Here is a 22,239-nt window from a genome sequence, read left to right as displayed (position 1 = left end):
CATCGAGCGCAGTAGCGAAATACCCTTTTCTTTAGCGACGCAGGCCCAGACGCTGGATCAGCGCCTGATAGCGCTCGAAGTCCTTGCGCTTCAGGTAATCCAGCAGCTTGCGGCGCTGGTTGACCATGCGGATCAGGCCACGACGGGAGTGGTGATCCTGCTTGTTGGTCTTGAAGTGGTCCTGCAGGCCATCGATGTTGGCGCTCAGCAGGGCCACCTGCACTTCGGGGGAACCGGTGTCGTTGTCGCCACGGCCGAATTCGTTGACGATCTCGGCCTTCTGTTCAGCGGTCAGTGCCATCTGTCTCTCCAGTAAGCAATATGCCTGAATGATGTAGGTGTGAGACCACGCATATTTGCAGTCTCGAGCGTCTTTCCCTTCAATCGGCCGCCGTGCTCAGCAGCCGCTTCGGTGCCACCTCCTGTGGCCCCGTCACCGTTCCGAGACCAAGAAAGGCCTCGGCACGGTAGAGTCTCGCCGTTTCGTCCACGGCCAGCCCCCCGGTGTCGACTCGGGCCGCCTGACCGTGGGTCAGGCGACTGGCCGCGGCAGCGTCGACATCGAGGCGCGGCAGATGCGCCACCAGTACGTCGACGGGCAGCAGTCGCCCCTCGCGCTCGGCCTGCCCAGGCAGCGCCTCGAGCTCGTCGAGGGTCAGCATGCCGGAGGCCTCGAAGGGCCCGGCGGCGAGCCGGCGCAGGGCGCTGATGTGGGCGCCACACCCCAGCTCCTCGCCGATGTCCTCGGCGAGCGTGCGGATGTAGGTGCCCTTGCTCACGCGCACCTCCAGCTCGAAGGCCTCATCTTCGAAGGCGAGCAGCCGGGCATCATACACCGTCACGCGCCGCGCTGCACGCTCGACCGCCCTGCCCTCCCGGGCCAGCTCGTAGAGCTTGCGTCCCTGATGCTTGAGCGCCGAGTGCATGGGCGGCACCTGGTCGATCTCGCCGCGGAAGCGCTCGAGCACGCCCTCGATATCGGCCTCACTGAGCCGGGGCACCTCACGGCGCTCGAGCACCTCGCCCTCGGCGTCACCGGTTTCGGTGGTCACACCGAGTTCCACCCGGGTGCGGTAGACCTTGTCGGCCGCCAGCAGATGCGCCGAAAACTTGGTCGCCTCGCCGAAGCAGACCGGCAACAGTCCCGTCGCCATCGGGTCGAGGGTGCCGGTGTGACCGGCCTTCTGTGCCTGGAACAGGCGCCTCGCCCGCTGCAGGGCGTGGTTGCTCGACAGCCCCTTGGGCTTGTCGAGCAGCAACACCCCGTTCACCGGCAGACCGCGACGCCGACGTGCCATCAGTCCCGCCCGTCCTTGCTGCCGGACTCATCGGCAGGCTCGTCATCCTGGCGCGCCCGATCGCTGGCCACGGCTTCCTCGATCAGCGACGACAGCCGCTGGCCGCGCACCACGCTTTCGTCGTAGTGGAAGCGCAGCTCCGGCACATGACGCAGCTTGATGCGACGGGCGATCTGGCCACGCAGGAAACCGGCGGCCTGGCGCAGCACCTTGAGGTTCTCCTGGATGCGCTCGGCGGTATCCTCGCCCAGCAGCGTCACGTGGACGTCGGCATAGCCGAGGTCACGGCTGACCTCGACGCCGCTCACCGTGACCATGCCCAGGCGCGGGTCCTTGACCTCGCGCTGGATGAGCACCGCCAGCTCCTTCTGGAGCTGGTCGGCCACCCGGTCGGTACGCTTGAACTCGCGCATGATCGCTCCTCGACCCTCAGAGGGTCCGCTCGACCTTGACCTGATCGAAGACCTCGATCTTGTCGCCGACCTGGACGTCGTTGTAGTTCTTCACGCCGATGCCGCACTCCATGCCGTTGCGCACCTCCTGGACGTCGTCCTTGAAGCGACGCAGCGACTCGAGTTCGCCCTCGTAGATCACCACGTTGTCGCGCAGCACGCGGATCTTCTTGTTGCGGTGCACGGTGCCCTCGACCACCATGCAGCCGGCCACGGCGCCGATCTTCGGTGCGCGGAAGACGTCGCGGACCTCGGCCACGCCGACGATCTCCTCCTTCCACTCCGGTGCCAGCATGCCGCTCATGGCCTGCTTGACCTCGTCGATCAGCTGATAGATCACGCTGTAGTAGCGCAGATCCAGGCCCTCTCGCTCGATGATCTCGCGGGCGGCGGCGTCGGCACGCACGTTGAAGCCGACCACGATCGCCTCGGACGCCAGCGCCAGGTTGGCGTCGGTGCCAGTGATGCCGCCCACGCCGGAGGAGACCACGGCCACCTGCACCTCGTCGGTGGAGAGCTCCTCCAGCGCCCCCTTGATCGCCTCCAGCGAGCCCTGGACGTCGGCCTTGAGCACGATGTTGACCTTGGCCACCTCGTCCTGGCCCATCTGGCTGAACATGTTCTCCAGCTTGGCCTTCTGCTGGCGCGCCAGGCGCACCTCGCGGTACTTGCCCTGGCGGAAGTTGGCGATCTCGCGGGCCTTCTTCTCGTCGGCCAGCACCATGAAGTCGTCACCGGCATCCGGGGTCCCGTCGAGGCCCTGGATCTCCACCGGCATCGCCGGGCCCACGGCATCGACCTGCTGGCCGAGCTCGTTGGTCAAGGCGCGCACACGGCCATAGTGCAGGCCGGCGAGCACGATGTCGCCCTTCTTCAGGGTCCCGTTCTGGACCAGCACGGTGGCCACCGGACCGCGGCCCTTGTCGAGGCGGGACTCGACCACCACGCCCTTGCCGGGTGCCTCCGGCACGGCCTTGAGCTCGAGCACCTCGGAGACCAGCAGCACGGCTTCGAGGAGTTCGTCGATGCCCTCGCCGGTCTTGGCGGAGACGTGGACGAACTGGGTGTCGCCCCCCCACTCCTCGGAGATGACGCCATGCTGGGACAGCTCGTTCTTGACCCGGTCGGGGTCGGCACCGGGCTTGTCGATCTTGTTGACCGCCACCACCAGCGGCACCTCGGCGGCCTTCGAGTGTTCGATGGCCTCGACGGTCTGGGGCATCACGCCGTCATCGGCGGCCACCACCAGGATGACCACGTCGGTGGCCTTGGCCCCGCGGGCCCGCATGGCGGTGAACGCCGCGTGGCCGGGGGTATCCAGGAAGGTCACGCCGCCGTGTTTGCCTTCCACATGATAGGCGCCGATATGCTGGGTGATGCCGCCGGCTTCGCCGGTCGCCACCTTGGCCTGGCGGATATGGTCGAGCAGCGAGGTCTTGCCGTGGTCGACGTGGCCCATGACCGTGACCACCGGCGACCGGGTGATCTCCTCGCCCTCGTAGGAGATGCCCTCGAGGACCTCGGTCTCCAGCGCATCGTCCTTGACCAGCTTGGGCTTGTGGCCCATCTCCTCGACCACGATGGCCGCGGTATCCTGGTCGATGGTCTGGTTGATGGTCACCGCCGCGCCCATGGTGAACATGGCCTTGATGACCTCGTTGGCCTTGATCGACATCTTGTCGGCCAGGTCGGCAACGCTGATCGACTCGGGGATCGACACCTCGCGCACGATCGGCTGGGTCGGCTTCTGGAAGCCGTGCTTGCCGCCGCCCTGGGTAGCGCCACGGCGCCCGCCGCGACGCTCGGCACGCTTGACCTTCTTGCCGCCACGGCGACGCTCCTCGCGCTCGCCGCGATCGTCATCGTCGCGACCACCGCGCCCCTTCTTGGCGGCCGCCTTCTTCGGCGGCGCCGTACGGCGATCGCTGCGCCCCTCCTTGGGTGGCGCCGGCGGCTCGTCGGCCGGCGGCTCGTTCAGTTCGGGCACCGGGATCTCGGGCACCGCCTTCGCCTCCTCGGCCGCTCGCGATGCCTCGGCCTTGGCGGCTTCCTCACGCGCCGCCTCCTCGGCGACACGCGCCTGATCCGCCTCGGCCTCGCGGGCCTCCTGTTCGGCTCGGGCCTGCTGGGAGTCGGCCATATCGCCGACCAACTGGCGCGGACCACTCTCTTCGGCCGGCTCGGGGGCGGGCGCCTCTTCCTCGGCACGCTTGACGTAGGTGCGCTTCTTGCGGACCTGCACCTCGATGGTCTTGCCCCGCTCACCGGTCTTGATGCGACTCTTGGTCTTGCGGGTCAGGGTGATGCGATTCCTGGCCCCGGCACCGCCGCCGCCATGACTCTTGGTGAGGAAATCGAGCAGTTGGCGCTTGTCCTCCTCGGACACGGCATCGACCTCGGACTGGTGCTCGAGCCCGGCTTCTTTCATCTGTTCCAGCAGGCGGGGCACGTCGCGGCCCACCTTCGCTGCAAAATCCTTAACGGTCATCTCTGACATTACGACCCTCCTCAGCCCGTGACCTAATACTGTTCGCTATCGAATGATTCCTGACTCGAATGATTCGACGACGAGCGATTCGCTCTCGATCTATTCGTTCTCGGCTATTCGCTTTCGAACCATGGCGCACGGGCGGTCATGATCAGTGCCGCGGCGCGCTCCTCTTCCATCCCCTCGATGTCGATCAGATCATCGACGGACTGCTCGGCGAGATCCTCCATGGTGACAATCCCGCGGCTGGCCAGGATGAAGGCCAGGTGGCGCTCCATGCCCTCCATCTCCAACAGGTCGTCGGCCGGCTGGGCACCGTCGAGTTCCTCCTCGGAGGCGATGGCCAGGTTCAGCAACTCGTCCTTGGCACGAGCACGCAACTCCTCGATGAGCTCCTCGTCGAGTTCCTCGATCTCGAGCATCTCCTCCACCGGCACGTAGGCGACTTCCTCGATCGAGGTGAAGCCTTCCTCGACCAGCAGGCGCGCGACCTCCTCGTCGATGTCCAGGTGCTGGATGAAGTGCTCGACCAGGCTGTCGATCTCCTGGTCGCGCTTGGCCTCGGACTCCTCCTCGGTCATGACGTTGAGACGCCAGCCGGTGAGTTCGGATGCCAGGCGCACGTTCTGGCCACTGCGGCCGATGGCCTGGGCCAGGTTATCCTCGGCGACGGCCACGTCCATGGCATGGGCGTCTTCGTCGACGAGGATCGAGGCGACATCCGCCGGCGCCATGGCGTTGATCACCAGCTGGGCAGGATTATCGTCCCACAGCACGATGTCGACGCGCTCGTTCTGCAGCTCGGACGAGACCGCCTGGACGCGGGAGCCCCGCATACCCACGCAGGCCCCCACCGGGTCGATGCGCCGGTCATTGGTCTTGACCGCGATCTTGGCCCGGGAACCGGGATCGCGTGCCGCTCCCTTGATCTCGATGAGCTGCTCGGCGATCTCCGGCACCTCGATCTTGAACAGCTCGATGATCAGCTCCGGGCAGGTGCGGGACAGGATCAGCTGGGCACCGCGCGCCTCGGGATCGACCTTGGTCAACAGCGCACGGACCCGCTCGTTCATGCGGTAGCGTTCGCCGGGGATCATCTCGCTGCGCGGCAGGAAGGCCTCGGCATTGTCGCCGAGATCGATGATCAGGCCGTCGCGGGTGGTCTTCTTGACGATGCCGGCGACCAGTTCGCCTTCGCGTTCGGCATACAGGCGCACCACCTCGGCGCGCTCGGCCTCGCGTACCTTCTGCACGATGACCTGCTTGGCGGTCTGGGCAGCGATACGGCCGAAGGTGGCGTTCTCGATCTGCTCCTCGACCACGTCACCCAGCCCCAGGGGCGGGTCGCGACGCTCGGCGAAGGAGAGCTTGATCTGGGCGTCGGGCCCATCGAAGTCATCGTCCTCGACCACTTCCCAGCGGCGGAAGGTCTCGTAGTCACCGGTGCGACGATCGATGTGCACCCGCACGCTGGCTTCCTCACCTTCGAAGCGCTTGCGCGATGCGCTGGCCAGGGCCGCCTCGACGGCCTCGAAGATCACCTCTCGGGGAACGCCCTTCTCGTTGGAGATCGCATCAACGACCGTCAGAATTTCTTTACTCATGCCTATGCCTCGCCAGAAAACCTGTCCTTGAGCACCGTGCTCGTTCGCCACCCGCGGGGGCCGGGATCACTCCTCGAACCGGGGCACGATGTGTGCCTGGTCGATGCTGTCGATGGGAAAGCAGTACTCCTCGCCGTCGAGCTGCAGCAACACCTCGTCGTTCTCGATGCCGGCCAGCAGCCCCTGGAACTTGCGGCGGCCCTCATAGGGAACACGCAGCTTGAGCTTCACCTGGTGACCGCGATAGCGCGCGAACTGGTCGAGGGTATAGAGCGGCCGATCCAGACCAGGCGAGGAGACCTCCAGGCGGTATTCACCGCGAATCGGGTCCTCGACATCGAGTACGGCACTGACCTGGCGGCTGATATCGGCGCAATCCTCCACGCTCACCCCCTCCTCGTGATCGATATAGATCACCAGGCGCGAGTGCTTGCCCTGGGACAGGAAGTCGATGCCCCACAGTTCGAACCCCATGGCCGTGACCACCGGCTCGATCAGCGCATGCAGCGCAGCATCCTTGATTGCCACGGAAAAGCTCCTACAGCCGTTGCATCAGGCACCTGGCCGGGAGTGAACAGGAAAGTCAGGTGGCTGATTGGCGTTGCCCGAAACAGCGCCCTCGACGCCATGCGTTCCAGGCAAGCTGCTAACAAAAAGCCCCTTCACAGGAAGGGGCTTTCACAAGAAACCTGTAATACCACTTCGGCTAGGCGGCAGCCCCATGTTTCCGGGTTCAACCTCCGGAAGGCGCCTGCCAGGAAGATGGTAGCGGGGACCGGATTTGAACCGATGACCTTCGGGTTATGAGCCCGACGAGCTACCAGACTGCTCCACCCCGCATCAATCTAGGTCGGTGATTGTATGCCTGACGCGTGCTGTCGTCAAGGCATCAAAGCCACCACTACTGCCAATCCTGCGTCTGATGATCCGACGACCCTTGCGCACTCGGCGTCACGGCTCATGGCGTATCAGATGGTGCCGAAGGCGGGACTTGAACCCGCACGACCCTAAGGTCACTACCCCCTCAAGATAGCGTGTCTACCAATTCCACCACTTCGGCATCGGGGAGGCCGGGGTTGCGACGGACAATGAAGCCGATGGCTCAGCCGTCGTTTTCCTCCAGCACTGGCGCGGCATTATCCACGTCTCGGCCCTCGTCGTCAAGGGTCGGGACGCTCCGCTGCTGCTCGATCAGCCGCGAGTCGGGAATCCCGGCCTCCGGCGCCTGGCTCGCCTGCTGGGTGGCGTACCAGGCCAGTGCCAGGGACGTGGCGAAGAAGGAGGCCGCCAGCACGGCGGTAAACTTCGACAGGAAGCCACCGCTGCCGCGGGAGCCGAACACCGTCTGTGAGGCCCCGCCACCGAAGGCGGCACCGGCTTCGGCGCCCTTGCCCTGCTGAAGCAGGATCAGGACGACCAGGGCGATGGCGATCGCCACATGGAGCATGAGAATGGCAACTTGCATGGATTCAACCTGCTGACTGGCAAATGGCTAGAAAATCGTCGACCTTGAGCGAAGCACCGCCCACCAGGCCGCCGTCGATGTCCGGCTGAGCGAGCAGCTCGGCCGCGTTGTTCGCGTTCATGCTACCGCCGTAGAGGAGGCGCATCTCGTGGGCCAGGGAACCGTCATAGCGCTCGAGGCGGTCACGGATGGCGGCATGCACCGCCTGGGCCTGCTGCGGCGTGGCGGTCCGGCCGGTACCGATGGCCCAGACCGGCTCGTAGGCGATCACCAGCTTATTGCGCTCTTCCGGAGACAGGGCGTCGAACACGGCCTCGAGCTGCCCCAGCACCACCGCCTCGGTGCGCCCCGCCTCGCGCTCCTCGAGGGTCTCGCCGAGGCACAGCAGCGGTACGAGGCCACAGGAGAGCGCCGCCCGGACCCGCGCCAGCACCGCCGCATCGTCTTCACCGTACAGCGAGCGACGCTCGGAGTGCCCCACCAACACGTAATGGGCCCCCGACTCGGCGAGCATGCCGCCGCTGACCTCACCGGTGAAAGCGCCGGACGGTTGATCGTTCAGCGTCTGGGCCCCGACGGCAACCGGCGTCTCTCCCAGCGCGCGAGCGGCGGCGCCGAGAAACGGGAAAGGCACCATCAGCGCCACCTCGATGTCCGCCGGTACCCCTCCCCGGGAGAAGGCCTGACCGAAGGTCTCGATCAGCGCCAGGGATCCGTTCATCTTCCAGTTACCGGCGATCAGCGGTGTACGCATCGGCTGTCCTCTTTCAAGGTGGTGCGAAATGGTATAGGAGCCACCCTGTCAAGACAACCACAAGGCCGTCGTCGACAGGGCGGTCGATCCGAACGAAGACGGGCTCACGTCAGCAGCGCCTCGACCTCGGCGGCCAGACGACGAGCCAGGCCGTCGACATCCAGGTGGGCACGCCCTTCGACCATCACCCGGATCAGCGGCTCGGTGCCCGAGGGACGCAGCAGTACCCGCCCCTGATCGCCCAGTTCCGCCTCCACGCCGGCCACGGCGTCCTGCAACGCCGGCATGTCCATCAGCGCCTTGGCATCGGTGCCCGGCGTCAGCCGCACATTGACCAGCACCTGGGGCGCCTTCTCGAGACCGGCCAGCAAGCGGTTCAGCGGCTGCCCCTCCCGCACCATGATCGCCAGCACCTGGAGCGCCGAGACGATGCCATCGCCAGTGGTCTGCACATGGCCGCAGACGATATGGCCGGAAGACTCACCACCGAGCTGCCAGCCGTTGGCGGCCAGGCGCTCCGTGACATAGCGGTCGCCCACCCTGGCACGCTCGAAGGGGATATCCAGCTCCTCGAGGGCCGCCGCGAGGCCGAAGTTGGACATCAGGGTACCGACCACGCCGCCACCCAGGTCGCCGCGGGCATGGCGGTCGCGGGCGATCAGATAGAGGATGTCGTCGCCGTCGATCTCGCGGCCGTCGGCGTCGACCATCAGCACCCGGTCACCGTCGCCGTCCAGGGCCACGCCCAGATCCGCCCCCTGCTGGATCACCGCCGCCCGCAGCGCCGCCGGGTGGGTCGAGCCCACCTCGTGGTTGATGTTGAGGCCGTCCGGCTGGGACCCGATCAGGCTGACCTCGGCGCCGAGCTCGCGGAACACGCTGGGGGCAATGTGGTAGGTGGCACCATGGGCGCAATCGACCACCATTCGCAGGCCATGGAGGCTGACCCGGTCGGGGATGGTCGATTTGCAGAACTCGATGTAGCGGCCGGCGGCATCGTCGACCCGCATCGCCTTGCCCAGGCGGTCGGCGGCCACGGTGGTCAGCGGCTCCTCGAGCATCGCCTCGATGCGCGCCTCGACCTCGTCGGCCAGCTTGACGCCCTCCGCGGAGAAGAACTTGATGCCGTTGTCGGCGAAGGGGTTGTGGGACGCCGAGATGACAATGCCGGCGTCGGCGCGAAAGGTCCGCGTCAGGTAGGCGATGCCCGGAGTGGGCATGGGACCGAGCAGCACAACGTCGACGCCGGCGGCGGACAATCCCGCCTCCAGGGCCGACTCGAACATGTAGCCCGAGATCCGCGTGTCCTTGCCGATCAGTACGCGGGCGCGGCCATGCTCGCGGGCCAGCACACGCCCCGTGGCCCAGCCCAGCTTCAGCATGAAGTCGGCAGTGATGGGGGCCTCCCCCACCGTGCCGCGAATGCCATCGGTGCCGAAATAGCGTCTAGTCATGCTCGCAACCTTCCTTGAGTACGGCCCAGGTCATGTTCACGGCGTCCACGGTGGGCCCGACATCGTGGACACGCAGGATTCGCGCCCCGCGCTCGACGGCCAGCGCCGCCAGGGCCAACCCGCCCGGCAGGCGCTCCTCCACCGGTCGCGCGAGCACCTTGCCGATCATGCTCTTGCGCGACATGCCCACCAGCAGTGGCAGGCCGAGCTGTACCAGGCGTTCCATGCGATTGAGCAGGCGCAGGTTATGCTCGACGGTCTTGCCGAAACCGAAGCCCGGGTCCAGCAGGAGGCGCTCGCGGCGCAGGCCGGCGGCCTCGCAGGCGGCCACCCGGGCCTCGAGGAAGTCGGCCACCGCCTCCTCCACCGGCACATCATAGTGGGGCGCCCGCTGCATGTCGCGGGGCTCGCCCTGGCGATGCATCAGACAGGCCGGCAAGCCGCTGCCGGCCGCCGCCTCCAGCGCGCCCTCGTGCTCCAGGGCCCGCACGTCGTTGATCAGGCCGGCACCGAGGGACGCCACCTCGCGTATGACGATCGGGCTGCTGGTATCCACCGACACCAGGGCATCGAGCTCGCGCACCAGCGCCTCCACCACCGGCGCCACCCGATCCAGCTCCTGCTGCGGGCTGACCGGGTCGGCGCCGGGGCGGGTGGATTCACCGCCCACGTCGACGATCGCCGCCCCTTCGGCCAGCATCCGCTCGGCATGGCGCAGGGCGTCATCCAGCGCCAGGTGGTGACCGCCGTCGGAAAAGGAGTCGGGGGTGACGTTGAGGATCCCCATCACCCGGGGAAAGGAGAGATCGAGCCGGTGCCGACCGCACGGCAGGGAGGTGGCGGGAGAGTCGTCCATCATGGTGTCGGAATCGAAAGCCTGAGAGTCGGAGAGCGGAGAGCCAGAAATGGCGCAGGCGCCCCCGCGGGGCGCCTGCCAGTCGGGAGGGGGCGGGCCTCAACCGGCCGGTCCGCCCAGCGGGTCGGAAGGCCGGCGACGGGGCCCGTCGTCCTCCTCGTCGCCGTCATCGACCTGCTCCGGCGTCTCCGGTGCGACCTCGGCATCGGGCTCCCCGGCCGAGGGGGCACCGCTGCTCGGGTCGTCCCACCCCTCGGGCGGACGCGGATCGCGCCCCTCCATGATGTCCTTGAGCTGGGTGGCGTCGATGGTCTCGTACAGCATCAGCGCCTCGGCCATGGCATCCAGCTTGTCGCGGTTGTCCTCGAGGATCTGCTTGGCCTGGGCATAGCAGTCGTCGATGATCTTGCGCACTTCCTTGTCGAGCTTGGTGGTGGTCTCGCCGGACTTGAGCTTGCCGCCCTGACCGGGGCCACCGAGGAACTGGTGCGACTCGTCCTCGTCGTACATGATCGGCCCCATCTCCTCGGAGAGGCCCCACTTGGCGACCATGTTGTGCGCCAGCTCGGTGGCGCGCTTGATATCGTTCGACGCCCCGGTGGTCACCCCGTTCGGGCCCAGCGTCATCTCCTCGGCGATGCGGCCGCCGAACAGGGAGCAGATCTGGCTGAGAATCTGCTGGCGCGACAGGCTGTAGCGATCCTCCTCGGGCAGGAACATGGTCACGCCCAGCGCACGGCCGCGCGGGATGATGGTGACCTTGTAGACCGGGTCGTGCTCGGGCATCACCAAGCCGATGATGGCGTGGCCCGACTCGTGGTAGGCGGTGTTGAGCTTCTCCTTCTCGGTCATGACCATGGAGCGACGCTCGGCGCCCATCATGATCTTGTCCTTGGCCAGCTCGAGCTCATCCATGCCCACCAGGCGCTTGTTGCGCCGCGCCGCGAACAGGGCCGCCTCGTTGACCAGGTTGGCCAGGTCGGCGCCGGAGAAGCCGGGGGTCCCGCGGGCGATCAGCGACGGCTTGACATCGTCGGCCAGCGGCACCTTGCGCAGGTGGACGTTGAGGATGTGCTCGCGCCCGCGAATATCGGGCAGCGGCACCACTACCTGGCGGTCGAAGCGGCCCGGGCGCAGCAGCGCCGGGTCGAGCACGTCGGGACGGTTGGTGGCGGCGATGACGATGACGCCCTCGTTGGCCTCGAAGCCGTCCATCTCGACCAGCAGCTGGTTGAGGGTCTGCTCGCGCTCGTCGTTGCCGCCGCCCATGCCGGCACCGCGCGAGCGGCCCACGGCATCGATCTCGTCGATGAAGATGATGCAGGGCGCCTGCTTCTTGGCCTGCTCGAACATGTCGCGCACGCGGGAGGCACCCACGCCGACGAACATCTCGACGAAGTCGGAGCCGGAGATCGAGAAGAACGGCACCTTGGCCTCGCCGGCGATGGACTTGGCCAGCAGCGTCTTGCCGGTACCCGGCGGGCCGACCATCAGCACGCCGCGCGGGATGGTGCCACCGAGGCGCTGGAACTTGGTCGGGTCGCGCAGGAAGTCGACCAGCTCCTCGACCTCCTCCTTGGCCTCATCGCAGCCGGCCACGTCGGAGAAGGTGGTCTTGATCTGATCCTGGGAGAGCAGCTTGGCCTTGGACTTGCCGAAGCTCATCGGCCCGCCCTTGCCGCCGGCACCACCCTGCATCTGGCGCATGAAGAACATGAAGATCGCCAGGATCAACAGGATCGGGAAACTGGCGATCAACAGGCGCGTCCACAAGCTCTGCTGCTCGGGTTCCTTGCCGACCACGGTGACGTTGTTGGAGAGCAGGTCATCCATCAACTTGGGATCTTCCGCCGCCGGGCGGATGGTCTGGAACTGGGAGCCGTCCGTGCGTTCACCGGTGATCTTGTAGCCATCGATGGTCACGCTGCGGACCTGCTGGTTCTGCACCTGCTGGACGAACTGCGAGTAGTTCGTCGTCTGGGGTGCGCTGTCGACGCTGAAGTTGTTGAACACCGTCAGCAGCACTGCCGCGATGACCAACCACAGAATCAGGTTCTTCGCCATGTCGTTCAAGGGACCACCCTCAATTGCAAAAGTCTGTCAGCCGGATGCGCCTGGCATCTTGGACACTACATGAGCGGGCCGTGTTCAGCCACCGGCGGGCGAATCGGCCCGCCCGGTCTGCTTCATGCTCCACTGTGACACAGTCGAGGCGCCATGTCCGGCAATGACGCCAGTAGTCCCTGCCTATCGAAGCGCTTCGCACGTCTCTGGGGCCGAGGTGTCGCCTCAGCCGCGAAAATTCTCTGCCAGCAGGTAGACTTCGCGGGAACGCGCCCGCGAGGCCTCCGGCTTGCGCGTCACCACCCGAGCGAAGCTGCCACGCAGCGCCTTCAGGTAGGCATCGAATCCTTCTCCCTGGAACACCTTGGCCAGCAACCGGCCGCCCGGCGACAGGGTCTGGTGCACCAGGTCCAGCGCCAGCTCCACCAGGTACATCGCCTGGGGCTGGTCGATTGCCGCCATACCACTCATATTGGGGGCCATGTCGGACATCACAAGGTCCACCGGGCGCCCCCCCAGGGCGGCGAGGATCGCCTCGAGCACCGGCGCCTCGGTGAAATCCCCCTGGATGAACTCGACGCCGGCCAGGGCGTCCATCTCGAGGATGTCCGAGGCGATCACCACGCCCTCGGGCCCGACCCGCTCCGCCGCCACCTGGCTCCAGCCGCCGGGGGCGGCGCCGAGGTCGATCACCGTCATGCCCGGGCGCAGGAGCCGGTCCTTGTCGTCGAGCTCCATCAGCTTGTAGCTGGCCCGGGAGCGGTAACCGTCCTGCCAGCTACGCTGCACGTAGCGGTCGTCGAAGTGCTCCTTCAGCCAGCCGGCGCTGCTCTTGCTGGCGCCGTGCTTTCTGGCACCCTGGCCGGTGCCCTTGCGGGAAGAGGAGGAAGTTGCCACGGCGTCACCTGGGATGAAGCGGGAATGACAGACAGGCGGTCGGTCGAACGGATTCCGGCAGAACCCGGGGATACGACAGGGTCCTGACCTGCGGGCCCGGGGCGGTGTGGAACGAGTCCGCGCTTTCGCCGCGCGGCGTTTCACCGTACCATGTGCGCAGCGCGCAACCGGGAAGACGCAAGATACCATGAGCTTGTCACAGGCACAAAAGAAAGCATATCGCAGCATCGGCCACCACCTGAATCCGGTGGTCACGGTCTCCGAGAACGGCATCTCGGAGGGCGTGCTGGGCGAGCTCGAGCGGGCGCTCACCGACCACGAGCTGATCAAGATCAAGCTGGCCCTGGCCGAGCGCGACGACCGCGCCGCCATGCTCGATGAGCTCGTCGCCGCCTGCAGTGCGGAGCCGGTGCAGACCATCGGCAAGATGGCGCTGCTCTACCGCCGGAATCCCCAGGCCAACCCGAAGCTCTCCAACGTCAAGCGCTTCGAAGGTCACCACGGCCGGCACTGACGCGCTTCGCGCGAGCTGGAAGCTGGAAGCTGGAAGCTGGAAGCTGGAAGCTGGAAGCCAGCATGATGCAGCACCTCCAGCTACAAGACACCCCGCGGCCATGGTCGCGGGGTGTCTTTCTTCAAGCTTCCAGCTTAAGGCTTCGAGCTTGGGTCAGAGGTGTTCGACCCCGCCGATCTCATACTCGACGTCGCCGCCGGGGGTCCGGACCGCCACCACGTCGCCCTCCTCCTTGCCGATCAGGGCGCGGGCGATGGGCGAGGTGACCGAGATGCGACCGGCCTTGATGTCGGCCTCGTCCTCACCGACGATGCGGTAGGTCACCTCCTCGTTGTTGTCGAGGTTGATCAGCTCGACGGTGACGCCGAAGATCACCTTGCCGGTGCGCGGCAGCTTGGTGACGTCGATCACCTGGGCATTGGAGAGCTTGCCCTCGATCTCCTGGATGCGCCCCTCGATGAAACCCTGCTGTTCACGGGCGGCATGGTACTCGGCGTTCTCCTTGAGATCGCCGTGCTCGCGGGCCTCGGCGATGGCAGCGATCACCCTGGGCCGCGCCTCGCTCTTGAGCTCCTCGAGCTCGCGGCGCAGGCGTGCCTCACCGGCAACGGTCATCGGGACCTTGTTCATTGTGCAGCTCCTGCATGCAGTTCCTGAAGCCGTCGCACCGTGATCTCGTCACCGTATTCCAGCGCCATACAGACGGCACTGGCCCCCGCCAGGGTGGTGGCGTAGGGCACCTTGCGGGCGAGCGCGGTACGGCGGATCACCGAGGAGTCACTGATCGCCTGACGACCCTCGGTAGTATTGACGATATAGGCAATCTCGTCGTTCTTGAGCAGATCGACGATATGCGGGCGACCTTCGAAGACCTTGTTCACGACGTCCACCTCGAGGCCGGCGGCCTGGAGGGCGGCGGCGGTGCCGCGGGTCGCGCACAGTGCAAAACCCAATGCTAGCAGAGAACGGGCCACCTCGATAACACCCGCCTTGTCGGGCTCGCGCACCGAGAGGAACGCCTTGCGATCGCCCGTGAGCGCCGGGATCGCCTCGCCGGCCCCCAGCTGCGCCTTGTAGAAGGCCTCGGCGAAGGTGTCGCCGCTGCCCATCACCTCGCCGGTGGATTTCATCTCCGGCGACAGGATGGGATCGACCCCGGGGAACTTGTTGAACGGGAACACCGCCTCCTTGACGCTGTAGAAGTGCGGCACGAGCTCGCGCTCGAAGCCCTGCTCGGCCAAGGTCTTGCCGGCCATGCAGCGCGCCGCCACCTGGGCCAGCGAGGTACCGATGCACTTGGAGACGAAGGGCACGGTGCGCGAGGCGCGCGGATTGACCTCGATGACGTAGATCTCACCGTCCTGCCAGGCGAGCTGCACGTTCATCAGCCCCACCACCCCGAGCTCCACCGCCATGCGCTTGACCTGGTCGCGCATCTCGTCCTGCACCTCGGCGGGCAGCGAGTAGGGCGGCAGCGCACAGGCCGAGTCGCCGGAGTGCACCCCGGCCTGCTCGATGTGCTGCATGATCCCGCCGATCACCACCTGGTGGCCGTCGGAGACGGCATCGATGTCGATCTCGATGGCGGCGTTGAGGAAATGGTCGAGCAGCACCGGCGAGTCGTTGGAGACCTTGACCGCATGGGTCATGTAGTTCTCGAGCTCCGAGGCGTCGTAGACGATCTCCATGGCGCGGCCACCCAGCACGTAGCTGGGACGCACCACCAGCGGATAGCCGATCGCTTCGGCCTTGACGAAGGCCTCCTCGAAGCTGCGCGCGGTGGCGTTGGGCGGCTGCTTGAGGCCCAGCTTGTCGATCATCTGCTGGAAGCGCTCGCGGTCCTCGGCGCGATCGATGGCGTCCGGGGTGGTACCGATGATCGGCACCCCGGCGGCCTCGAGCTCGCGAGCCAGCTTGAGCGGCGTCTGGCCGCCGAACTGCACGATCACCCCGACCGGCCGCTCCTTGTCGGCGATCTCCAGCACGTCCTCCAGGGTCACCGGCTCGAAATAGAGGCGGTCGCTGGTGTCGTAGTCGGTGGAGACGGTCTCCGGGTTGCAGTTGACCATGATGGTCTCGTAACCGTCGTCGCGCATGGCGAGGGCGGCGTGCACGCAGCAGTAATCGAACTCGATACCCTGACCGATACGGTTGGGCCCGCCGCCCAGCACCATGATCTTCTGGCGGTCGGAGACGTCGGCCTCGCATTCCTCCTCGTAGGTGGAGTACATGTAGGCGGTATCCGAGGCGAACTCGGCGGCACAGGTATCGACCCGCTTGTAGACCGGGCGGATGCCGGCCTTCTGGCGGGTCTTGCGAAACTCCTTCTCGGAGACCCCGAGCAGGCTGGCCAGGCGAGCATCGGAGAAGCCCTTGCGCTTGAGCCGGAACAGCTCCCGGGCCGAGAAGTCGGAAAGCGAGCGCTTGGCCACCTCGGCCTCGGTGAGCACCAGGTCCTCGAGCTGCACCAGGAACCAGGGGTCGATATTGGTCAGCGCGAAGATCTCGTCGACGCTCATGCCGGCGCGCATGGCGTCGGCCACGAAGAAGATGCGCTCGGCGCCGGCGGCCTGCAACTCGCCCTTGATGTGCGCCAGGGCCTCGCCGGTGAAATCGGTGACCTTGGGATCGAGGCCGTCGTTGCCGGTCTCCATGCCGCGCAGCGCCTTCTGCAGCGACTCCTGGAAGGTGCGGCCGATCGCCATCACCTCGCCCACCGACTTCATCTGGGTGGTCAGGCGGTCGTTGGCCTGGGGAAACTTCTCGAAGGTGAAGCGCGGGATCTTGGTGACCACGTAGTCGATGGACGGCTCGAAGGAGGCCGGGGTGCGGCCGCCGGTGATGTCGTTGGAGAGCTCGTCCAGGGTGTAGCCCACCGCCAGCTTGGCGGCGATCTTGGCGATCGGGAAGCCGGTGGCCTTGGAGGCCAGGGCCGAGGAGCGCGACACCCGCGGGTTCATCTCGATGACCACCATGCGACCGGTGTCGGGGTCGACCCCGAACTGCACGTTGGAGCCACCGGTCTCGACGCCGATCTCGCGCAACACCGCCAGCGAGGCGTCGCGCATGATCTGGTACTCCTTGTCGGTCAGCGTCTGGGCCGGGGCCACGGTGATGGAGTCGCCGGTGTGCACGCCCATGGGGTCGAAGTTCTCGATCGCGCAGACGATGATGCAGTTGTCGTGCTTGTCACGCACGACCTCCATCTCGTACTCCTTCCAGCCCAGCAGCGACTCGTCGATGAGCAACTCATGGTTGTTCGAGAGCTCGAAGCCGCGGCTACAGATCTCCTCGAACTCCTCCTTGTTGTAGGCCACGCCGCCGCCGGAGCCGCCCATGGTATAGGAGGGGCGGATGATCACCGGGAAGCCCAGCGACGCCTGGATGCGCCAGGCCTCCTGCATGCTATGGGCCACCTCGGCCTTGGGGCACTCCAGACCGATGCGCTTCATCGCCTGGTCGAAGAGGTCGCGGTCCTCGGCCTTGTTGATGGCGTCGGCGTTGGCGCCGATCATCTCCACGCCGTACTTCTCGAGCACGCCGTGCTTGTCGAGATCGAGCGCGCAGTTGAGCGCGGTCTGGCCGCCCATGGTGGGCAGCACGGCGTCGGGGCGCTCGGCCTCGATGATCTTCGCCACCGCCTGCCAGGTGATCGGCTCGATGTAGGTGGCATCGGCCATCACCGGGTCGGTCATGATGGTGGCCGGGTTGGAGTTGACCAGGATGACCCGGTAGCCCTCCTCGCGCAGGGCCTTGCAGGCCTGGGCGCCGGAGTAGTCGAATTCGCACGCCTGGCCGATGACAATCGGGCCGGCGCCGATGATCAGGATGCTCTGGATGTCGGTACGCTTGGGCATGACGGTTCCCGCGGCTAAATCGGTGTAAGAACGGACTCGGTGGTGAGGATCAGCGCTTAGCGGCGTGCCTGCATCATGGTGATGAAGCGGTCGAACAGCGGCGCCACGTCGCGCGGCCCCGGGCTCGCCTCGGGGTGCCCCTGGAAGCTGAAGGCCGGGCGGTCGGTGCGCTCGACCCCCTGCAGCGAGCCGTCGAACAGCGAACGGTGGGTGGCGCGCAGGTTGGCCGGCAGGGTCGCCTCGTCGGCGGCGAAGCCGTGGTTCTGGCTGGTGATCATCACCTGGCCGCTGTCGAGGTCCTGCACCGGATGGTTGGCGCCGTGGTGGCCGAATTTCATCTTCACCGTCTTCGCCCCGCTGGCCAGCGCCAGCAGCTGGTGGCCCAGGCAGATACCGAACACCGGCAACTCGGTCTCGAGGATCTCGCCGATCGCCCTGATCGCGTAGTCGCAGGGCTCGGGGTCCCCCGGGCCGTTGGCCAGGAAGACGCCGTCGGGGTTCATGGCCATCACCTCGGACGCCGGGGTCTGGGCCGGCACCACGGTGAGGCGGCAGCCGCGGGAGGCGAGCATGCGCAGGATATTGCGCTTCACGCCGTAGTCGTAGGCGACCACGTGGAAGGGGCGTTCGCCCTGGGTGGTATCGGCGTAGCCCTTGCCCAGGGCCCACTCGCCCTCGCTCCACTCGTAGGGCGTCTGGCAGGAGACCACCTTGGCCAGGTCCATGCCCTTGAGCCCGGGGAAGGCGCGGGCCGCTTCCAGGGCACGCGCGACGGCGGCGTCGCCCTCGGCGTCGCTACCGGCCAGGATCGCCCCGTTCTGGGCGCCCTTGTCGCGCAGGATGCGGGTCAGGCGGCGGGTGTCGATGTCGGCGATGCCCAGCACGTTCTGGCTGGTGAGATAATCGGAGAGCGACTGCTCGGAGCGGAAGTTGCTGGCCAGCAGCGGCAGGTCGCGGATCACCAGGCCGGCAGCGGCGATGGCGCCCGACTCCACGTCCTCGGCGTTGACCCCGGTATTGCCGATATGCGGGTAGGTCAGGGTGACGATCTGTCGGGTATAGGAAGGATCGGTCAGGATTTCCTGGTAGCCGGTCATGGCCGTATTGAACACCACCTCACCGCTCGTTTGCCCATCGGCGCCGATGGCCGTGCCGTGGAATACACTGCCGTCTTCCAAGGCCAGTATCGCGGGTCTGTTCAACGCAACGTCCTCCCATGTTTATATAACGACGGCTCGTCAAGGAATACTGCTCGCCGGGGCGCGGCCCCGGGTGGCCGGCCCGCAAAAAAGCGGGACGAAACCCGATGAAGACCGGTCTCATCCCGCTTGTTGTCATTCGCTCGGAATGCCAGGGCCGAAGCAACAAGCGCGTTCAGGGCTCCTGCCCATGCGCCCGGCCAAAATTTTGGAGATGTTACAGGAAATGGCGCCCGACGACCACCCCCTGCAGGCCTACCCCGCTGGACACCCGAGGGGCGCCGGGGGCAGGCCGAAGAGGAGGTCCGATTCCAGGGAAGGAATCGGTAGCGCCCAGGGAAGGGTTCACAGCGCCTCCTCGCAGGCCTGCCGACGGATCAGCCCCGACATCCCGGACGCTTGGGCATCTACGACTGTCCTGGGCTCACAGGCCGAGCACGTCCTGCATGGCGTAGCGGCCGTTGCCCTGGCCGGCCACCCAGCGCGCCGCGCGTACCGCCCCCTTGGCGAAGGTCATGCGGCTCGACGCCTTGTGGGTGATCTCGATGCGCTCGCCCTCGGTGGCGAACATCACCGTATGCTCGCCGACGATATCGCCCGCCCTGACGGTCGCGAAGCCGATCTCCTTGTCGGTGCGCGGGCCGCACTGGCCGACCCGTTCGAACACGCCGTGCTCCTTGAGGGTGCGGCCCAGGCTCTCGGCGACCACCTCTCCCATCTTCAGCGCCGTGCCGGAGGGCGCGTCGACCTTGTGGCGGTGGTGCGCCTCGATCACCTCGATGTCGTAGCCCTCGTCTCCCAGCGCCCTGGCGGCGGTCTCCAGCAGCTTGAGGGTCAGGTTGACCCCCACGCTCATGTTGGGCGCGAAGACCATGGGCAGCCGGTCGCGGTAGCCGTCGAGCTCGGCCAGCTCGTCGTCGGAAAGCCCGGTGGTGCCGATGACGATGCGCTTGCCATGCGCGGCGCAGAACGCCAGGTTGGCCAGCGTCACCCGGGGGGCGGTGAAGTCGATCAACACGTCGAAGTCATCGACGATGGCCTCCAGCGAGTCCACCGCGGTGACACCCAGCCTGCCGACGCCCGCCAGCTCGCCGATATCGGCGCCGGCGAGCGAACTGCCCGGCTCGACGATGCCGCCGGCCAGGGTGGCACCGGCATCCTGCTGCACGGCATTGACCAAGGTGCGGCCCATGCGGCCGGCGACACCGACGATGGCGATACGGGTCATGCGGACTCCTGAACTGTCATGGCATTGAGAATGGGGTGGAGTATACCAGAGCCGCCCCTCCCCGAGGGCGACGATGAGCTTGGGCAGCCGCGGAGGAATCGCCCACACTGGGCGTATCGATGCGAGGGTCACCGCGATGCACTCGCCCCCCGACCGCCTGCCACCGGACCACCCCCTGCTGGCACTGCTTCAGCGGCACGAACGCGTGCTGCTGGCCGGCGCCCCGGGCAGCGGCAAGAGCACCCTGGCCAGGGCCGCGGCCGCCAGCCTGGCCGACGAAGGCCGGGCCTGCCGCTGCCTGAGCGCCGACCCCGGGCTACCCGGCGTCGGCCCGCCCGGCGCCGTCGGCCTGGGGCGCTGGGACCCGCAGTCGGAAGAGGGGGGCCACTGGCGGTTCGAGGCCATGCAGGCGCTGGCGACCCTGGACAGCGCCCGCTTTCGCCTGCCGCTGATCGAGGCGCTACGCCGGCTGGTCGACCTCGTGCCGGACGGCCCGCTCCTGCTGGATGCCCCCGGCGTGGTCCGCGGCGCCGCCGGGGCCGAGCTGCTGCCGGCGCTCGCCGCGGCCGGGCGGGTAACCGCCCTGGTCATGCTGGCCGCCGACGCCAACCCCGGCCCGCTGAGCCATGAGTGCCACGCCCTCGGCCTCGAACGGCTGACGCTGCCCCCGGACCCGCGGGCCCGCCACCCGGGGCGGCAGCTGCGCACCCGGCGCCGCACCGAGGCCTGGAACGCCTACCTCGCCGACGCCACCGCGCAGGCGCTCGACCTGTCACGCCTAGCGGTGGTCGGCACGCCGCCACCGCGTTCGGCCCCCGCCGCCTGGCGCGGCCGGCAGGTCGGGCTGCTCGATGCCCGGGGTCGCACCCAGGCCCTGGGCGAGGTGCTCGCCCTGGAGGGAGAATCCTTGCGACTGCGGGCGCCACCGCTGACCGAGCCGACCGCCACCCTGGTGATTCGCGATGCCCAGCGCCGCGGCGACGGACAACTGGGCACCGCCCGCCCCCATCTCGCCGCGACGAGGCCGACCCGGCCCGCCGCCGAGCCGACCGAAATGCCCGCCCCCCTGGCGGTCAGGCCGGGGCCACGCCCCCAGATCCGGCTCACCACCCTGACCGCGACCCTGGTCAATGGCGTCTTCGGCGACCCCTTGCTGCACCTGCGCCTGAGGCACCAGAAGCGCAGCCTGCTGTTCGACCTGGGCGACCCCGGTCGGCTGCCGGCGCGCCTCGCCCATCAGGTGACCGACGTCTTCATCAGCCACGCCCACTTCGACCATATCGGCGGCTTCCCCTGGCTGCTGCGCTCGCGGATCGGCGCCTTCCCCGCCTGCCGGTTCTACGGCCCGCCGGGCCTGGCCGATCATCTTGCCGGGCAGATCCGTGGCGTGCTCTGGGATCGGGTGGGCGACAAGGCACCCCGCTTCGAGGTCAACGAGCTGCACGGCGAACGGCTCGAGCGCTGCCGCCTCACCGCCGGCGAACAACGGCCGACGCCCCTGCCGCCGCGACCGGCGACCGACGGCGTGCTGCACGAGGAGCTCGGCTTTCGCGTGAGCGCGGCGACGCTGGATCACGGCACCCCGGTGCTCGCCTTCGCCTTCGAGCCCGACCTCCAGGTGAAGGTGCGCAAGGAACGACTGGAGGCCCTCGGCTGGCCGCCCGGCCCCTGGCTGGGCGAACTCAAGCACCATGTGCTGGCCGGCGACGGTGCCGCCTGGCTCACCCTGCCCAACGGCGAGCGCTGGCAGGCGGCACGACTGGCGGAGGCTCTGCTGCTCACCGAACCCGGCCAGCGGCTGGTCTACGCCACCGACCTCGGCGACACCGCGGAGAACCGCCGGCGCCTGATCGCCCTGGCCCGAGGCGCCCAGGTGCTGTTCTGCGAGGCCCCCTTCCTGGCCCGCGAGGCCGGCCAGGCACGACTCACCGGCCACCTCACCGCCCGCGCCTGCGGCGAGATCGCCGCCGCGGCCGGCGTCGATCAGCTGGTGCCCTTCCACTTCTCGCGCCGCCATGCGGGCAACGCCCGGGCGATTCACGACGAGATCCGCGGCCGCTTCGCTCACCTGCTCCCAGCGGCCGATGACCAGGCCGAATGAGCCCGCCC

18 protein-coding genes and 2 tRNA genes are annotated in these 22,239 nt (G+C 67.5%); 2 read left to right on the top strand and 18 right to left on the bottom strand.

Features of this window, described 5'->3' with window-relative positions; genetic code table 11:
- Positions 1-31: 31 nt before the first annotated feature.
- The 14 genes from rpsO to rlmE all read right to left on the bottom strand — a co-directional run bounded on the left by rpsO (position 32) and on the right by rlmE (position 13,332).
- A complete protein-coding gene (gene rpsO / locus AC5W54_RS02090) occupies positions 32-301 on the bottom strand; it encodes a 30S ribosomal protein S15 (RefSeq protein WP_421417218.1) in 270 nt (89 codons plus the stop codon).
- 79 nt (positions 302-380) lie between these two features.
- Positions 381-1,298 carry a tRNA pseudouridine(55) synthase TruB gene (gene truB / locus AC5W54_RS02085; RefSeq protein WP_495960409.1) on the bottom strand — a complete coding sequence of 306 codons (918 nt, stop codon included), beginning with the start codon at positions 1,296-1,298 and terminating at the stop codon, positions 381-383.
- A complete protein-coding gene (gene rbfA, locus AC5W54_RS02080) occupies positions 1,298-1,711 on the bottom strand; it encodes a 30S ribosome-binding factor RbfA (RefSeq protein WP_495960408.1) in 414 nt (137 codons plus the stop codon). Before rbfA ends, truB begins: the two co-directional genes overlap by 1 nt.
- Positions 1,712-1,727: 16 nt before the next feature.
- Positions 1,728-4,247, bottom strand: coding sequence for a translation initiation factor IF-2 (infB, locus tag AC5W54_RS02075; protein ID WP_495960407.1), 2,520 nt, complete (start codon positions 4,245-4,247; stop codon positions 1,728-1,730).
- A 104-nt stretch (positions 4,248-4,351) separates the two neighbouring features.
- Positions 4,352-5,842 (bottom strand): transcription termination factor NusA, encoded by a 1,491-nt coding sequence (nusA, locus tag AC5W54_RS02070; RefSeq protein ID WP_495960406.1) that lies wholly within the window; start codon positions 5,840-5,842, stop codon positions 4,352-4,354.
- A 66-nt stretch (positions 5,843-5,908) separates the two neighbouring features.
- Entirely contained in the window at positions 5,909-6,370 is a 462-nt protein-coding gene (gene rimP, locus AC5W54_RS02065) for a ribosome maturation factor RimP (protein WP_495960405.1), read from the bottom strand.
- A gap of 235 nt (positions 6,371-6,605) precedes the next feature.
- Positions 6,606-6,682 (bottom strand) — tRNA-Met (locus AC5W54_RS02060).
- A gap of 133 nt (positions 6,683-6,815) precedes the next feature.
- Positions 6,816-6,902: transfer RNA gene (locus AC5W54_RS02055), tRNA-Leu, on the bottom strand.
- 42 nt (positions 6,903-6,944) lie between these two features.
- Positions 6,945-7,307, bottom strand: coding sequence for a preprotein translocase subunit SecG (gene secG / locus AC5W54_RS02050; RefSeq protein ID WP_495960404.1), 363 nt, complete (start codon positions 7,305-7,307; stop codon positions 6,945-6,947).
- 4 nt (positions 7,308-7,311) lie between these two features.
- On the bottom strand, positions 7,312-8,061 hold the full coding sequence (gene tpiA, locus AC5W54_RS02045; protein ID WP_495960403.1) for a triose-phosphate isomerase: 750 nt from the start codon (positions 8,059-8,061) through the stop codon (positions 7,312-7,314).
- A gap of 104 nt (positions 8,062-8,165) precedes the next feature.
- Positions 8,166-9,515, bottom strand: coding sequence for a phosphoglucosamine mutase (gene glmM / locus AC5W54_RS02040; protein WP_495960402.1), 1,350 nt, complete (start codon positions 9,513-9,515; stop codon positions 8,166-8,168).
- Positions 9,508-10,374: a dihydropteroate synthase gene (folP, locus tag AC5W54_RS02035; protein ID WP_495960401.1), complete on the bottom strand. Its 867-nt coding sequence runs from the start codon at positions 10,372-10,374 to the stop codon at positions 9,508-9,510. The genes glmM and folP overlap by 8 nt, the downstream gene beginning before the upstream one ends.
- A 96-nt stretch (positions 10,375-10,470) precedes the next feature.
- Complete coding sequence (gene ftsH / locus AC5W54_RS02030) at positions 10,471-12,444, bottom strand: ATP-dependent zinc metalloprotease FtsH (RefSeq protein WP_495960400.1); 1,974 nt, start codon at positions 12,442-12,444, stop codon at positions 10,471-10,473.
- A 216-nt stretch (positions 12,445-12,660) separates the two neighbouring features.
- On the bottom strand, positions 12,661-13,332 hold the full coding sequence (gene rlmE, locus AC5W54_RS02025; RefSeq protein ID WP_495960399.1) for a 23S rRNA (uridine(2552)-2'-O)-methyltransferase RlmE: 672 nt from the start codon (positions 13,330-13,332) through the stop codon (positions 12,661-12,663).
- A gap of 187 nt (positions 13,333-13,519) precedes the next feature.
- On the opposite strand from rlmE, the gene yhbY reads away from it, so the two are divergent.
- On the top strand, positions 13,520-13,846 hold the full coding sequence (yhbY, locus tag AC5W54_RS02020) for a ribosome assembly RNA-binding protein YhbY (protein WP_495960398.1): 327 nt from the start codon (positions 13,520-13,522) through the stop codon (positions 13,844-13,846).
- Positions 13,847-13,999: 153 nt separating this feature from the next.
- On the opposite strand, the gene greA is transcribed toward yhbY, so the two are convergent.
- The 4 genes from greA to dapB form a co-directional block, all read right to left on the bottom strand.
- Positions 14,000-14,476: a transcription elongation factor GreA gene (gene greA, locus AC5W54_RS02015; RefSeq protein WP_495960397.1), complete on the bottom strand. Its 477-nt coding sequence runs from the start codon at positions 14,474-14,476 to the stop codon at positions 14,000-14,002.
- Complete coding sequence (carB, locus tag AC5W54_RS02010; RefSeq protein WP_495960396.1) at positions 14,473-17,703, bottom strand: carbamoyl-phosphate synthase large subunit; 3,231 nt, start codon at positions 17,701-17,703, stop codon at positions 14,473-14,475. Before carB ends, greA begins: the two co-directional genes overlap by 4 nt.
- Positions 17,704-17,759: 56 nt before the next feature.
- Positions 17,760-18,905, bottom strand: a complete 1,146-nt coding sequence (carA, locus tag AC5W54_RS02005) for a glutamine-hydrolyzing carbamoyl-phosphate synthase small subunit (protein ID WP_495960395.1) — start codon at positions 18,903-18,905, stop codon at positions 17,760-17,762.
- A gap of 421 nt (positions 18,906-19,326) precedes the next feature.
- Entirely contained in the window at positions 19,327-20,130 is an 804-nt protein-coding gene (gene dapB / locus AC5W54_RS02000) for a 4-hydroxy-tetrahydrodipicolinate reductase (RefSeq protein ID WP_495960394.1), read from the bottom strand.
- Between the two features lie 136 nt (positions 20,131-20,266).
- Between dapB and AC5W54_RS01995 the strand changes: the two genes are divergently transcribed.
- Positions 20,267-22,231 (top strand): Clp1/GlmU family protein, encoded by a 1,965-nt coding sequence (locus AC5W54_RS01995; protein ID WP_495960393.1) that lies wholly within the window; start codon positions 20,267-20,269, stop codon positions 22,229-22,231.
- Positions 22,232-22,239: the final 8 nt, after the last annotated feature.

It is taken from the genome of Halomonas sp. LMYGS-3 (genome assembly GCF_059509875.1).
This window is presented reverse-complemented; position numbering and strand designations above follow the sequence as displayed.

Bases quoted from the DNA above. Each gene is read 5' to 3' on its own strand.
- dapB (WP_495960394.1), bottom strand. From the start codon at position 20,130: ATGACCCGTATCGCCATCGTCGGTGTCGCCGGCCGCATGGGCCGCACC.
- yhbY (WP_495960398.1), top strand. From the start codon at position 13,520: ATGAGCTTGTCACAGGCACAAAAGAAAGCATATCGCAGCATCGGCCAC.
- truB (WP_495960409.1), bottom strand. From the start codon at position 1,298: ATGGCACGTCGGCGTCGCGGTCTGCCGGTGAACGGGGTGTTGCTGCTC.
- greA (WP_495960397.1), bottom strand. From the start codon at position 14,476: ATGAACAAGGTCCCGATGACCGTTGCCGGTGAGGCACGCCTGCGCCGC.
- AC5W54_RS01995 (WP_495960393.1), top strand. From the start codon at position 20,267: ATGCACTCGCCCCCCGACCGCCTGCCACCGGACCACCCCCTGCTGGCA.
- secG (WP_495960404.1), bottom strand. From the start codon at position 7,307: ATGCAAGTTGCCATTCTCATGCTCCATGTGGCGATCGCCATCGCCCTG.
- infB (WP_495960407.1), bottom strand. From the start codon at position 4,247: ATGTCAGAGATGACCGTTAAGGATTTTGCAGCGAAGGTGGGCCGCGAC.
- tpiA (WP_495960403.1), bottom strand. From the start codon at position 8,061: ATGCGTACACCGCTGATCGCCGGTAACTGGAAGATGAACGGATCCCTG.
- rpsO (WP_421417218.1), bottom strand. From the start codon at position 301: ATGGCACTGACCGCTGAACAGAAGGCCGAGATCGTCAACGAATTCGGC.
- folP (WP_495960401.1), bottom strand. From the start codon at position 10,374: ATGATGGACGACTCTCCCGCCACCTCCCTGCCGTGCGGTCGGCACCGG.
- nusA (WP_495960406.1), bottom strand. From the start codon at position 5,842: ATGAGTAAAGAAATTCTGACGGTCGTTGATGCGATCTCCAACGAGAAG.
- glmM (WP_495960402.1), bottom strand. From the start codon at position 9,515: ATGACTAGACGCTATTTCGGCACCGATGGCATTCGCGGCACGGTGGGG.
- rbfA (WP_495960408.1), bottom strand. From the start codon at position 1,711: ATGCGCGAGTTCAAGCGTACCGACCGGGTGGCCGACCAGCTCCAGAAG.
- carB (WP_495960396.1), bottom strand. From the start codon at position 17,703: ATGCCCAAGCGTACCGACATCCAGAGCATCCTGATCATCGGCGCCGGC.